Here is a 14,442-nt window from a genome sequence, read left to right as displayed (position 1 = left end):
TCGCGGCGCTAAGGGAGCCGGGCGTGAACGCATCCAGACGCAGCTCCCCCACGTCGGGTCCCCGGGAAGTCCATCAACTCCTGCCACGGCTCGCGTGGGGAGACGCGGTGGGCAACCAGGTGCGTTACCTCCAGGGCCTCTTGCGCAGCTGGGGCTTCGCCTCGGAAATCTACGCCGAGGACTGGGATGACGCCTGCAAGGACCAGGTCCGGCACGTCCGCGAGTACGCGAAGCACGCCCGCCCGGACTCCGTGCTGCTGGTGCATCACAGCTTCCAGTCGCGGCTCGTGCCGCTCATCGTCCGAGCGCCTGGTCGCAAGGTGCTCGTGTACCACAACGTGACGCCTGCCCGGCTGTTCGAGGGGTTCGAGCGCAAGGTGGCCGCCGCGTGTGACGCGGCCCGGGACGAACTGCTCGAGCTGCGCCCCCATATCGAGCGGGCGTTCGCCTACTCGCGCTTCAGCGCCGAGGAGCTGATGGCGGCGGGTTACGCGTCGGTGTCGACGCTGCCATTCGCCATCGACTGGAGTGCGTTCGACGCGGAGCCGGACCCCGCGCTGCTCGCGGAGCTGAGCGACGGTTTCGCCAACGTCCTCTTCGTCGGGCGGGCAGTGCCCAGCAAGAAGGTGGACGACGTGCTGCGCGTCTTCACCGCGTACCAGCGGCTGTACCAGCCGCGCAGCCGGCTCGTCGTCGCCGGGTATCTGCATCGGGATGGCGCCTATGGCGCGTACCTGCACGGGCTCAAGGAAGTGCTCGGCGCGGAGCGTGTCCTCTTCCTGGGCCGGGTGAGCGCGGAGCAGCTCTCCGCGTGTTTCGCCACCGCGTCGGCGTATCTCTCCATGAGCCGGCACGAGGGCTTCGGAGTGCCCTTGCTGGAGGCGATGTACCGGAACGTGCCCGTCGTCGCCTATGGCGCGGCGGCTGTCCCGGAGACCCTGGGGGGAGCGGGGCTCGCGACGCTGTCGGATGACCCGGCGGAGGTGGCGGAGCTGCTCGCGGTGCTGGACCGGAGCCCCGGGCTGCGAGCGCAGGTGCTCGAAGCGCAGCGAGCACGGCTCCAGGTCCTCTCGCAAGCGCGCGTGGCCGAGCAGGTGCGTGAGGCCTTCGATGCGATGCTGACGTCGAGCGTGACGGAGGCGCCCTCCTCCGTGGCGGTTCACGCGTCGGCGACCGTGGAGCTGGTGTGCCCTGGGTACACCGTGCGACCCGACGACGCGGCGTCGCGCGTGGCGCGTCACCTGGCGGAGAGGCTGCCCGGGGCGAGAGTCCTCGCGCTCCGACCTCGTGGTGCCGAGGCCTCGCTGGAGGTCGCTCCCGAGCAGGTGGAGGGCGTGTCCGTGCGGTTCTTCACGCCGGACCAGCCCGTGGGACGAGGGCCTGGAGCGTTGCCCGGCTCGTCGTCGCTGGAGACCGCGGTGCGCGTGTCCTCGGAGGCGGTCATCTTGCTGGGGGTGGATTCTCTCTCGGCTCAGGCGCTCATGCCTCACGTGGGAGCGAGGGCCCTGGGGACGTATACGGCCGAGCATCCATCGACGGTGGTGGAGCTCGCGCGCCGCCACCTGGGTGACCGGCTGGTGATGATGGAGCCATCGCGCCTCGAGGAGACAGTCATGACGCTGTTGGAAGGATTCAACTCCGTTCGAGGTGATGCGCGTGCGCGCTGAGGACCTGTTGACCCGTATCCCCTCGCCCGAAGCCGTGGCGAAGGAGACCCAGAAGCTGCCGGAGCCCTCCGCCGAAGCGCGCGCGTCACTGCGCCAGACGCTGGAGGCATCCGCGCGTCCCGCCACTCCCACGCCCTGGCCCGCGCTGCTCCAGGAGGCACGCGGGAAGATGGACAGCCGCTATGCCGGTCCGGTGACGTCACACCGGGGTGGCCTGTCGGGCCCGGCGCTCGTGCTCGCGAAGAAAGCCTTCCGGCTCGTCTTCCAGCCATTCATCAACGAGGCGCTCCGCAAGCAGGTGGAGTTCAACGAGTCCATCCTCGATGCGCTAGCGACCATCCATGACGTCCAGCGTGAGCACGCGCGCACGCAGGCCACCTGGCGGCAAGACGTGGAGCGGCGACTCGCGCGCATCGAGGATGTGGCACGGAGCCGCGCCTCCCATGAGGCCGCTGGCGGGGTGACGCAAGCCTCGTCGACGACGGAGCGCTCGGAGCAGCAGCCGTCCGCACCGAAGGCGGACGGCAAGGCCGCATCTCCTCCTCACGCCTCGCGGGAGACTGAGAGCGCAGAGACAAAATCGTCTCCGCCTAAGACGGACAGCGAGGCCGCATCCCCTCCTCGCGCCTCACGGGAGACGGACAGCACGGACTCATCGTCACGGGCCCCGCGACGACCAGGCGCCAGCAACGAGTCTCCCGAGCGCCCCCCTCGGCCGTCGGGTGGCCCTTCTCGTCGCCGCTCTGGTCGGCGCTAGCCCTTCCCGTCGAGGTCTCCGTGCGCATCTGCCTGGTCTCTAGAGAGCTCTCTCCCTTCCTCGGGGGCGACATCGGCACGTATGCGTCGCTGATGAGCCGCGCGTTTGTCGAGGCGGGCCATGAGGTGCATGTCCTCACCGCGCCTCATGCGGGCCTCGAACGCGCCGACACGCTGTTGCCTGGCGTCCACGTGCACGCCGTTCGCTCGGAGATGGACTCGGCCTTCGCGGGCGCATTCCCCTTCGCTCCGATGCGCCACGCCATGGATGTCTATTCATCCCTGCGCGAGCTGCATGCACGCCACGCCTTCGACTTCATCGAGTTCCCCGAGCGTGACTTCGAGGGCTACTTCGCGCTGAGGGCACGGCGCACGCTGGGACACTTCGCCTCCGCCGTGCTCGCCGTGCGCCTGCACACGCCCACCCGCGAGCTTCGGGCACTCAACGGCATCTCCCCGTTGGACCTGGACCTGGCCCGGTGGGAGTACATGGAGGACACCTCCATCCGCGAGGCGGACCTGGTCCTGTCTCCCACGCACGCCCTGCTCGACAAGGTGCGTTCGCGACTGAAGCTGGAGACCCGAGGCGTCGTCGTTCCCCATCCCTTCCCTCACGACGCCTCGAAGCGCTCCGCACACGCGGAGAAAGGCCGACCACAGGTTCTGTACTTCGGCCCGCTGGAGCACCGGAAGGGCGTCCATCTCCTCGTCGACGCGATGCAGGCGCTCTTCGAGCGAGGCGTCAACGCGACGCTCCTCCTCATCGGTGAGGACACTCCGACGGGGCCGGCCGGGCGTTCCATGCGCGCCTCGATGGAGCGCCGGATTGCTCCCGCGTGGCACGAGCGCATCCAGTTCGAACTCGCGCGCTCCACTCCCGGGCTTGCCGTCGCCCTCGCTGACGCCTCCGTGTGTTGCTTCCCCTCGCTGTGGGAGAACTTTCCCCACCGCTGCCTGGAAGCCATGTCCGCCGGCGCGCTCGTCGTGGGCAGCAACGCGGGAGGCATGGCGGAGCTCATCGAGGACGAGCGTAGTGGGCTGCTCTTCCGCACGGGGGATGTGGCCCACCTGGCGGCCACGCTGGAGAAGGCGCTGACCCTCCCCGCCCTGCGCGAAACGGTGCGCCGCGAGGCCCCTGCCCGTGTCGCCAATTACTGCGCCCCCGCGAGCATCGTGAAGCAGGTGGAAGCCGCCGTGGAGTCCGTGGCGGACGTGCGCCACCGCGTGCTCCCCAAGCGTCGCACGCCGAGGTCGGACACCCCGCTCGTGTCGGTGCTGGTGCCCTACTTCAACATGGGGCACTACCTGCCGGAGACACTGCGCTCCATTCGCGCGCAGACCTTCACCGACTACGAGATTGTCCTCGTGGACGACGGGTCCACCGAAGCGGAGAGCATCGAGTTGCTCGAGCGGGTCCAGGCCCCGGACCTGCGCATCGTCCGCCAGCGCAATGGCGGGCTGAGCGCTGCACGCAACACCGGGCTGAAGCACGCCCGAGGGCACTACATCCTCCCGCTGGACCCAGACGACCTCATCGCCCCGACGTTCCTGGAGAAGACCGTCGCGGTGATGGAGGGCACGCCAGGGCTGGGCTACGCCACGTCCCTGGTGAACTACTTCGTCGACGACGCCACCCGCGTGACGGGCGGCTGGGTGCCGTGGGGCATGGAGCGCGACGCACTCTGGGTGGCCAACGTGGCCTCCACGTGTACCGCGCTGATGGAGCGCCGACGCATCGAGGAAGTCGGCGGCTACGACGAGTGGTTCACCGGGTTCGAGGACTGGGACGTCTTCTGCTCGCTCGCGGAGCGCGGGCTCGAAGGCTCCGTCATCCCCGAGAGCCTGTTCTCCTACCGCGTGCGGATGGACTCGATGACGCGGACCTCGCTCGTCTCCGAGCGAGACGGGCTGCTGGCCCACCTGAACCAGAAGCATCCCGGACTCGCGCTTCATCCCGAGCGCGCGCTTCGCATCCTCCGAGGCGAGGCTCGCAAGCAAGAGGCCCGGCTCCTCGCCCAGGCCGCGGCGGCCATTCCCCGGCCCTTGCTCACCCGGGTCGTCGACCGGCTCAACGGCACGCTCAAGCGCATGGATTTCGTCCACCACACGCTGCGCGGTGCCGTCTCATGGGTGGTGGGCGCGGAGGGCGACTCGCGGCCCCTGCGTCACCAGCTCGCGGACCGACTCAGCGGCAAGTCACGACCCGACCGCTGAGCCCGTGGCCCCGCCGTGGTGCCCGACTCACGAGGCAGGCACCAGGACGTCTTCCTTCACGCGAGCAACGCGCGGTGGCTCAGCGCCGCCCCATGCCCAGCTTGCTGGTGGTCTTCATCACCTGCTTCATCGTCGGGTGGACCACCGGCATCGCCTTGAGCGTCCGGTTGAGCAGGTCCACCAGCGCGTAGCGCGTGGGGCGTGCCTCCGCGCCTTCCGGCGTCAGCCCACTGGCCGCGAGCTTGAGGAGCCGGTGCATCATCGGAAGGCGCTTCAGCGTGGAGTTGAGGGTGTCCACCACGCCATAGCGCAGCGGCACCTCCCCACCCGCCGCCACGGACGTGGGCTCCGCGGGCGCCGTGCGGGCCCCGTTGGGAGGCGTGGCCAGGAGCAGGAAGGCCGCCAGCTGGACTCCCGAGGGAAGCGGGCGAGAGAGGTTCTGGTGAAGCTGGAAGAGCAGCTCCTGATGCCGGCGTGGATTGACGCCGGAGATCATCGACCCCTTGCGCCGCCGGTAGTGGAAGTGGAGCGCGTTGGTGACGAGGAAGCGGTGCCCCGCATGCGCCAGGCGCAGGTAGAGGTCCCAGTCCTCGTAGCTCGTCATCTCCTCGTTGTAGCGAAGGGTCTCGAACAGCGAGCGGCGCATGAGCGACGTGGCACAGGACAGCCGATTGGCCACCATGCCCAGCGATGGACAGTCGCCAATGAAGAGGGCGTAGTCGATGAAGCGCCGCTGCGCCCGCCCCTCGTCGGAGTCGAAGTAGCCCGTGGACGGCACCACCACGTCGAACTCCCGGTGGCGCTCCAGCGCCTCCACCGCCAGGCGGATGAAGGTGGGGCTGATGCAGTCGTCGGCGTCCAGCGGGAGGATGTAGTCCCCCGTCGCCGCGCGCAGGCCGATGTTGCGCGAGGCCGGCAGGCCCCTGTTGACGGGATTGCGGATGAGCTTCACGCCGCTGGAGCCAGATTGGGTGGCCTCCTCGATGCGGCCAAGCACTTCGTGGTCGAACGCGCCCGTCGAGGCGTCATCCACGATGATGACTTCAATCTCCGGGTAGTTGCTGTCCGCGATGCTCGCCAACGTCTCCGGGAGGAAGCGTCCCAGGTTGTGGTTGGTGATGAGCACGCTGACACGAGGAAGGTCGGCGTCCGGGTCTGGCCGGGCCAGGGCGGGCTCCGCCCTGGGGGTCTCCCAGTACGGAGGCACCGCCGTCCACTCCACCGGCAGCAGGGCCGGGGCACGCCATGCCCGCTCCAGGGCCTCCACGAGCCCATCCACCGAGCCGCCGTACGTGTAGCAATTCACCCCATCGATGAAGGGGCTTCCTGGCGCGAATGCGACACACGCACCATTGAGCACCAGCGTGGCGCCCGCGCTGGAGGCCTCGTAAGCGGTGAGGTTGAGCGACTCGTAGTCGGAAGAAATGACGACGATGCCGTGCCGCATCAGGGCGTCACGGTCCTTGCTCGGCCCGGTGAACAGGAAGCGCGAGCGCAGGTCCTCCGGAATCAGCGCCTGGACATAGGCGAGATACGCCGAGTTGGCGGTATGACAGGCCAGGACGGCCTTCCCCCGGTACTCCGGGAAGCGACGCATGAACCCGGCCGCGCCCCGGACGAACACATCGGTGCGCTTGATGTTCTGAATCTTGGTGACGAAGAGCAGGTCCGGCTCGCCCTCTCCGCGCGGCGGCACCGGGTCCGCCTTCGGAGCCACGGGCGGAAACTCCCGCACGACCTTGTCCAGCCACGAGTCAGGGAAGCCGTAGAACGAGCAGTTGAGCTCGGCGACGCCAGGGATGTGGGCGATGACAAGGTCCGCGTCGAGCAGCGCCTTGCGCTCCAGCTCGAACTGCCCCATGTGCTCCCAGCCCAGCAACTGGCGTTCGAAAGGCGCCAGCATCCCGCCCGTCGAGTGCAGTCGCACCACCACCTGCGCGCCCTCCAGGCCACAGCCGAGCAGCTTCTCCTGGATGGCACAGAAGGCCCAGCCTCGGTAGTCCGGGAACTCGATGACGTCGAAGCGAGTTCCTTCCTCCTCCAGCCTGCGCAGCTCGAGCAGCAGCTCCATCGACTGGGCGTGGCAAACCGTGTCGGTGAACGCCCCGGGCGGAGGATAGACACCCCCCTCGTCGAAGCTCGTGTCCCACTCGCTGCGGACCGAAGCGACGTGCGCCTTCACCTTGCCCAGGAAGTGGCGCTCCACCTCGCGCGGATTCACCGTCGTGCGCGCCGGGAACAGCAGGTGAAGCTCCAAGTCCAGCTCACGACGGAGCGAGTCCTCGACGAGGTTGTGAAGGACGCGGCCGATGCCTCCCGCGGTGAAGGGATACATCTCGTCCGTGACGAGGCAAACGCGGCGCTGACTCATGACTGAACGAACTCCTCCAGGACCTTGACCGCTTCGACCGTGAGGGCCCGCTCGTAGTCCACCATCATCTGCGTGAGTTCCTCGGGCGAGCGCTCGCGCAGCGCCAGCATCCGCTCGATGGCCGCGGCCACGACCTCCACGGAGTCCACGCCGGAAATCTGCGCGAGCCGCTGGTAGGGGTGAGCATCCAGCGCGCCCAGGCTGAGCGCCCCATACACACACGGAACGCGCAACGCGAGCGCCTCCAGTCCCGTCATGGGCTGGCACTCCGACAGGGAGGCATTGAGGACGATGTCACAGCGGCGAACCAGCTCGAACAGCTCGGTGCGGCTGGGGCGCGCGACGTGATGGATGCGCCGCGTGCTCTTCATGACGTCCGGCAGCCGGTAGTTCGCCGTGACGTAGATGTCGTCGATACGAGAGGACGACTGGCAGGCGAAGAGGTTGGTGAAGAAGTTCTTCCGCCAGTCGTTGGGCGTCGGGATGAGCGCGGCGCGCGTGAGGCGACGAGTCGCTGGGCTGCGTTCAGCCTCCGGCAACGTGGGCGGAAGGTTGAGCACCGTCTTCGGGAAGACCTCCGGGGCCAGCAGGTGCATCCCCGGCTTGACGGTCGCCAGCGCGTTGATGACGCCCCGGCGCCGCAGGTCGATGAGCTGCGCGAAGCAGTCGAGTTCGAACGAGTAGTGGAACTGCGCCGACGAGCCATGCCACAGCGCGAGGATTCGCACCGACGAGCCCAGCGCCCGACGCAGCAGCACCACGAGGTCGCGGGCGTTGGAGGAGTAGCCATGGAGGATGATCTGGCTGCACCCGCTGCGCTCGACAAGTTCGATGGCGGCACGCAGCTCGCGCTCGTCCAACACGCGGTCGGACGCGATGGCCAGCTTCTGTCCCGGCAGGTATCCGGCGGCGGCGCGGATGCCGTGCCAGTCCTGATGAAAGACATGCATCAACTTCCCGAACTGGGGCAGGTCGGCGGACCAGCGGGTGTCCAGCGCGGCGTTGAGGATGAAGCCGGGGACCGACGAGGTCGCCGGCACGTGCGGGGCCGGTGCATCCGGAAACGGCGCACGTGAGGCGCGCAGGCGGGCCAGGTCATCCGACAGCGCCTGAAGCCGCTGGCGGCGCTCGAAGCGCTCGGACTCCACCGCCAGGCGCTCGGTCAGCTCCGCTACCCGCGCCTCGCTGTTCGCGGCGGGCGTCGACAGGGACTTGCTGGCCCTGCCCGCCCACTCCAGCAACCGGGGCATGGCGCGCGCGTGCAGCGCTTCCAACGTCAGCGGCTGGGACTCATCGCGCGGGGCCTCGGGGCCCACGAGCTGGAAGTAGCGCCGGCCATGGCCCGGCTGGCGCTTGAGGACATAGACGTCCTGGTGGTCCACGAGACCCGGCCCGTGGTGCAAATCCCACCCTTCCGGGAGCAGGTCCGCGAAGGCGTGGTGCCAGGAGCCCGGATGACACGAGGGGTCCCACACGCTGGTGGGCATCAGCGGGTTCTCCACCAGCACCAGCAGGCCGCCGGGCAGCACCATCTGCCCCATGGTCTCCAGCAGCGCGGGGATGCGCTCGCTCGGGTTGTGCACGAGCGTGGAGACGGAGAAGACGAGGTCGAACCGCCGTCCCCCCACCGCGATGAGCGGGTCGTCCCCGCAGAAGATGCGCTCCTCGACGGGGCGCAGCGAGGCGGGCGGCTCCAGACGCAGCGGCTCCGTCATGGACTCCGAGATGTCGTACCCGTGGTAGCGCACCTGGGAGAGCTGGGAGAGGGAGGTCGCGTGCCGGCCGAAGCCACAGCCAAACTCCAACACGGACAGTGCGCGGTCCAGCCGGCGCTGTTCGGAGCGGATGAGCGCGGTCAGCACACGTTCCTGCTGACCGTACGCGAGGTGCCCCTGCCCTTCGCGGACCCTCACCAGTTCCCGATAGGAGTGGCCGTTGGTCGTCTTCCAGAAATGGAGACTGTCGCGCATCTGGGCCACGTCCCCATTCGGGCCCTCGCTCTTGATGTCTTTGTACATGTGCCGATGTGGAGTTACGCCGCCTGCATGAACCGAAGGAGGGTTGCCAGCGGAGTTCCCGCAGCAGCGCAACCATTCCCATGCCTGGCGGCAGTCAGGCAAGAGACGCGCTGAAAGTGAAGGGTAAAAGCGACCGGGGAGGACCCCGGACGCATTGGAGTTTTCTTCATTCTCGGCTATCCGCCCGGCCTCTCACCAGCCAGGCGGGCCCAGAGTGACCTCTTTCACTCGGCGGCCGAGCGGGCCGGGCCGACTTCCAGCCCCAGCAGATGCTCCATCATCCGGTCCACCTGCTGCTCCCACGTCGTGCGCCGTACGCGCTCGGCGGCGCGGCTCCCAAGCCGGACGCGCAGGTCCCCGTCCGTCACCGCCGTCCGCAGGCGCGCCAGCACCGAGCCCGGCGTCGGAGCGGCCAGCAGGCAATTGCTCCCGTCCTCCAGCAGCCAGTGGTTGGCGCGGTTGTCGTTCGTCACCACCGTCATCCCGCACGCCATCATCTCCAGCGGCAGGTAGGACGGGTGCCGGGTGAACATGAAGCACAGCCCCACGTCACACTCTCGGTAGAGCGCCGCCGTACGCTCCGCGGGGAGCACGCCCAGATTTGTCACCAGGCCACGAACGCCATACGACTCCGGGTGCCACTCAGCTCCAGCTGTAACAATCTCAACCGCCGGGCCCAGCTCGCGCTTGAGTCGTGTCAGCGCCGCGAGCCCCAGCTCGAAGCCGTTTCGCTCGTTGCCCGGACGCCCGTAGAAGAAGACACGCACGGGCCCCCGACGCGCGGGGCGCCGGTCATGGAAGAGCGCGCCATCCACCGCGGGCTCGAAGGCGAAGCCGTCCATGCCGTGCAGCGCCCGCACCGTGTCGCGCAGGCCCGGGGTGTTGAAGATGCCCTGGAAGCCCAGCTGGTACGTCTGCTCCGCCAGCGCGGACTGGGTGCCCGCCGCGAAGAACATGGGCTCGTAGTCCTGGACGAAGTACGTGCGCACACCCGCGCGTGGGTGACGCAGCACCTGGTAAACGGACGTCCAGTAGGTCGCGATGGCCATATCGCACGCGGGGAGCTGGTCCAGGTCCGCCGCGCCGGAGAGGACGCGGAAGGCGCCCGCCGCCTCCGGGAACACGGTGGCCGCGCGCGCCTCGAAGTCACCGGGGCTGGCCCCGGGCTTGTCGTACACGATGAAGTCGCTGCGCACACCGTGGCGGCGGTGCATCAGTTCCGCGAAGCGGAACAACGTGTGGATGCCCGCGTAGACGTGGCCGAAGGCGGGGATGAACCAGGACGCCGTGCGCACCTTGCCGCGTGAGCGCAGTGCGGCCAGCGCCGCCGGGGCCGTCGCGCGCGACTCCTCCGCCTGCTCCGGCGTGAAGTCCAGCTCCCCCAGGTGCTCCACGAGGTGGCGCTGCGCGAGGGCCCGCGCCTCCATCGCCGCGTCCTGGGCGCTGGGCACGTCATGGGTCAGCGTGCGCAGGGCCAGCGTTTCACCCGTCTCCGCGTGCTGGCGCAGCGTGCAGTCGGTGCCGAGCAGCGAGAGGTTGGGGTTGTAGAAGGGGTCGCCCTTCTCGCCCAGCCAGGGGCGATAGGAGACATAGGAGCGCCAGTAGTCGGACTCCGGGACGGCATCCGCGCGACGACTGGCGGACTCGTGGTGGATGAGCCGCGCGTGCGGCGTGTACACCACCCGGAGCCCGCGCTGGTTCAGCCGCAGGCCGATGTCCACGTCGCTGCCACACACCTGGAAGCGCTCGTCGAAGCCCTCCAGTCCCTCGAAGACGTCTCGCCGGAAGATGACGCAGGCGCTGGTGACGGACAGCCAGTTGCGCGTCCAGTCGGTGTGGCCAAAGGGCGTGGAGATGGGCCCGTCCGGCAGGCGCCAGAAGGGATGCCCCGCCATGCCGGTGATGCCCACCACCGCCCCCGCGTGCTGCACCGTCCCCTCGGGGAAGAGCAGCTTGCACCCCACCGCGCCCACCTCCGGCCGCTGGGCCTGCGACACCAGTTCCTCCAGCCAGCCGGGGTCCACCACCTCCATGTCGTTGTTGAGGAAGAGGAGCAGCTCGCCGGTGGCCTGTTTCGCCGCCCAGTTGTTGATGGCGGGGTAGTTGAAAGGGAAGTCCCACGTCAGCTTCACCAGCCGAGGGTCCGTGAGCCGCTCCAGCAACGCGAAGGTCTCCGGCTTCGTGCTGTTGTTGGAGACCAGCAGCACCTCGAAGTGGGGATACGTGGTGCGCGAGAGCAGCCCCGGCACCAGCAGCTCCAGCAGGTCCGGCCGGTCCTTGAACGGGACGATGATGGAGACCTTCGGCGTGCCCCTCACCGGGTAGCGCACCCGGTACTGGGCGGGCGCGGGGCTCGTCACCTCGGCCGACTCCGAGCGGCGCTCCAGGTGCTCCCGCAGCGCCCGCTCCCCCGCGTCCGTCACCTGGGCCAGCCCCACCGCTTCGCCGGAGGAGGACAGCGGCCGGGAGCGACCGTAGTAGAGCACCTTCGCCACGTGGCCGATACCGCTCGTGGCCTCGCTCAACCGCAGCATCAGGTCGAAGTCCCACGAGTCGTCGAACCCCTCGCGCACGCCCCCCACCGCCTCCAGCAGACTCTTGCGCGCGACGAGGAAGTGGCGGACGTAGTTCACCGAGCGCAGCAGGTCGGGAGACCAGTCCGGCTTGAAGAAGGGAGAAGTGCGCCGCCCTTCCGTGTCCAGTCCGTCCTCGTCGCTGTAGACGACGCCGAGCGAGGGCTCCGCCGAGGTGGCCAACACCACCTCCGCCAACGCGTGCGGCGCCAACATGGCGTCGGGGTCCAGGAAGCCCACCCACTCGCCCGTCGCCACGGCCAGTCCCGCGTTCGTCGCCCGGGCCGGGCCCCCGTCGCGCTCCAGCGAGACGACCTGGATGCGCGCGTCCTGGGCCGCCGCCTCGCGCAACATCGCCGCGACATGAGGGGCCGTGCTGGCGTCATCCACCAGCACCCATTCCCAGTCGGGATACACCTGCGCCCGCACGGAGTCCGCGCACTCGCGGAAGTAGGACTCGGGCGTGTTGGATACGGGCGTGATGAGCGACACCCGAGGCCGCGCCGTCAGTGACGAGAGGGCCTCGCGCGCCGCGCCGATATCCGCCGGCTCCCGGCGAGCACACCAGCCCTCGTAGTCTCCGAGTTCCGGTGGCCGGGGAGGAGGCGTGCGCGTCCCCAACACCCCCGCCAGCGCCAGCACCGCCTGCTCGTTGAAGCGCGTCTGGCGGCGAAACAGCTCGGTCCACAGGGGCGCTCCGGCGCGCAGCGTCCGGGACATCGCCTCCGGCCGCAGCGGGTCATTGCGCTCGCACAGGTCCGCCACCCACTTCGCGCCCATGGCCTCGTCCGGAGCCCGGGGCCCGGATGCGGCGACGACGGCCTCCACCATGGCCGCGTTCCATTCCGCCTGGCCTCGCAGCAACCCCTCCAACAGGGAGCCCGCCGCGGAGAGATAGGAGCGCTTGGCGGCCCGCACCAGAGAGCCTAGCGCGCCGGCACGGTGTGAGCGCTGCACCTTCCAGCGCGTCGGGTCCGCCTTGGGCTCGAGCTGCGCGCGCGCCCACGCCGACAGGTCCTCGCCGAGCCCCAGGGCGCGGTGCACCGTCAGGTACTCCAGCACCCGCACCACGGCCTTGTTGAAGTCCGCTTGAGGGCGGAGCGACTCGACGTGGAAGGGCTGCAGTCCCTCGATGAAGGCGCGCTTGGTGGCCGTCACCACCTTGCCCAGGCGGGCGGCGCGGTGCGACTCCGGCACCGCGAACTCGTGGGGCACCGCCCACCGCGCGGCCTCCTGGAGCGGCGACAGCGCATGCGCGCCCTCTGGACGCGCGCGGTGGAGGTGCTCGGTGAGCAGCCGCAGCGCGCCCTCCAGCGCCGTCACTTCCTCACAGGCCTCGGGCAGGCAGGGTCGGCGCGAGTCCAGCAGCGCGCGCACCACCGCGACCATCCGAGCCAGGTCCCCCGCACCCGGCGCCGCATCGGGCGCCCCCGTGTCACCGGCGAGCTTCTCCAGCACTGTCTTCACCGCCGTACCTTCTCTCTCGTTCGCGTGCCGGCCTTACGGATACGCCCCCTCGCGACGCGAGCCCACCCGCCCCACTCAGGGATGACCCACGCCCGCGAGCGCGGGTACCACTGACACCGGGACGGACTCCACCACCCAGTGATGCACGGGGCGGAACACCCCGCGCTCCGCCACGGAGGAGTTCACCACGAAGGTGCAGGTCTCCCGGGACACGCCCCCAGCCGTGCGCGCCGTCACCTCGCACACGTAGGTCCCCGCCAGGAGCCCCAGGCGCTCCAGCACGAAGCGCACCCGCCCCGAGGCTGGCAGTTCCTTGGGCAACGACACCGACTCCACCCGGGTGCTCGTCTCATAGAGCGGGCGGCCCTCCAGCGTCTGGAGCGCCACCTCGAACACCAGGTCCTCGTACGAACCCTGCGTCGTGAAGTCCACGCAGACCTCCACGGCGGCCTCGGGCGACAGCTGCGGGGCCACCTCCCCCGAGGGGCTCAACAACCGCAGGCCGGACAGGCGCACGGGCGCGTCCGCGCCGGGCACGTTCACCTGGGGCAGCGCGCCGCCACCCTCGGTCAGCGCCGGGGGCGTGAAGACCACCGACTGGGCCTCGGCCAGGGCGATGGCCTGCTTGTACTCGGCGACGACCTCCGAGGGACGACCCACGCGGCGGATGTAGCCGCCGTCAATCCACGCGGCCTCGTCACACCAGCGCTCCACGGTGCTCAAGTCGTGGGTGACCAGGACGATGGTCTTCCCGCGCTTCTTGAACTCCGTCATCTTCGCCATGCTCTTCTTGCTGAAGTGCTCATCGCCCACGGCGAGAATCTCGTCGACGATGAGGATGTCCGGGTCCACGTGCGTGGCCACCGCGAACGCCAGCCGCATGTACATGCCGCTGGAGTACGTCCGCACCGGCTCGTCGATGAACTCCCCCAGCTCGCTGAAGGCGATGATGTCATCCATCCGCTCGCGCACTTCCGCGCGCGACATGCCGAGGATGATGCCGTTGATGAGGATGTTCTCCCGGCCGGAGAAGTCCGGGTGGAACCCCGCGCCCAGGTCCAGCAGCGCGGAGATGCGGCCGTTGATCTCCATGACCCCGGAGGTCGGCGTGTAGATGCCGGTGATGAGCTTGAGCAGGGTGCTCTTGCCGGAGCCGTTACGGCCGATGATGGCGACCGTCTTGCCGCGAGGGATGCTCAGGTTGATGCCGCGCAGGGCGGTGATGAGACCACCCTCTCGGGGCTGGCGCTGGCCGCGCAACCAGCGCAGCAGCTCGGACTTGAAGGTCGTGTACTCGCCCCGGATGGTCCTCTTCCGGAAGCTCTTCACGACATCGCGCAAGACAATGGCGTCGAGGGGTTCCTGCATGGCGACGG

At 69.3% G+C, this 14,442-nt stretch carries 7 protein-coding genes; 3 read left to right on the top strand and 4 right to left on the bottom strand.

The genetic code is table 11. The annotated features are described in order from the left end of the window. The first annotated feature begins 23 nt into the window (after positions 1–23). From HUA75_RS07585 to HUA75_RS07575, 3 genes are read left to right on the top strand one after another with little or no spacing between them, the layout of a single operon-like run. A complete protein-coding gene (locus HUA75_RS07585; RefSeq protein ID WP_246137604.1) occupies positions 24–1,667 on the top strand; it encodes a glycosyltransferase in 1,644 nt (547 codons plus the stop codon). Beyond that, positions 1,657–2,424, top strand: a complete 768-nt coding sequence (locus tag HUA75_RS46515; protein ID WP_246137605.1) for a hypothetical protein — start codon at positions 1,657–1,659, stop codon at positions 2,422–2,424. The genes HUA75_RS07585 and HUA75_RS46515 overlap by 11 nt, the downstream gene beginning before the upstream one ends. 20 nt (positions 2,425–2,444) lie before the next feature. After that, complete coding sequence (locus tag HUA75_RS07575; protein ID WP_246137606.1) at positions 2,445–4,637, top strand: glycosyltransferase; 2,193 nt, start codon at positions 2,445–2,447, stop codon at positions 4,635–4,637. Between the two features lie 79 nt (positions 4,638–4,716). Here HUA75_RS07575 and HUA75_RS07570 read toward each other — a convergent pair whose 3' ends face one another. The 4 genes from HUA75_RS07570 to HUA75_RS07555 form a co-directional block, all read right to left on the bottom strand. Continuing rightward, positions 4,717–7,008 carry a glycosyltransferase gene (locus tag HUA75_RS07570; protein WP_174485964.1) on the bottom strand — a complete coding sequence of 764 codons (2,292 nt, stop codon included), beginning with the start codon at positions 7,006–7,008 and terminating at the stop codon, positions 4,717–4,719. Beyond that, a complete protein-coding gene (locus tag HUA75_RS07565) occupies positions 7,005–9,026 on the bottom strand; it encodes a methyltransferase domain-containing protein (protein ID WP_174485963.1) in 2,022 nt (673 codons plus the stop codon). Before HUA75_RS07565 ends, HUA75_RS07570 begins: the two co-directional genes overlap by 4 nt. A gap of 224 nt (positions 9,027–9,250) precedes the next feature. After that, positions 9,251–13,066: a glycosyltransferase gene (locus tag HUA75_RS07560; protein WP_371746073.1), complete on the bottom strand. Its 3,816-nt coding sequence runs from the start codon at positions 13,064–13,066 to the stop codon at positions 9,251–9,253. 75 nt (positions 13,067–13,141) lie between these two features. Continuing rightward, positions 13,142–14,434, bottom strand: coding sequence for an ABC transporter ATP-binding protein (locus HUA75_RS07555; protein WP_141648700.1), 1,293 nt, complete (start codon positions 14,432–14,434; stop codon positions 13,142–13,144). Positions 14,435–14,442 lie beyond the last annotated feature (8 nt).

It is taken from the genome of Myxococcus sp. CA040A, from assembly GCF_013336725.1.
GTDB classification, from domain to species: Bacteria; Myxococcota; Myxococcia; order Myxococcales; family Myxococcaceae; genus Myxococcus; species Myxococcus llanfairpwllgwyngyllgogerychwyrndrobwllllantysiliogogogochensis.
This window is presented reverse-complemented; position numbering and strand designations above follow the sequence as displayed.

Excerpts from the sequence above, each read along its gene's own strand:
- HUA75_RS07555 (WP_141648700.1), bottom strand. The coding sequence starts at position 14,434 with ATGCAGGAACCCCTCGACGCCATTGTCTTGCGCGATGTCGTGAAGAGC.
- HUA75_RS07570 (WP_174485964.1), bottom strand. The coding sequence starts at position 7,008 with ATGAGTCAGCGCCGCGTTTGCCTCGTCACGGACGAGATGTATCCCTTC.
- HUA75_RS07565 (WP_174485963.1), bottom strand. The coding sequence starts at position 9,026 with ATGTACAAAGACATCAAGAGCGAGGGCCCGAATGGGGACGTGGCCCAG.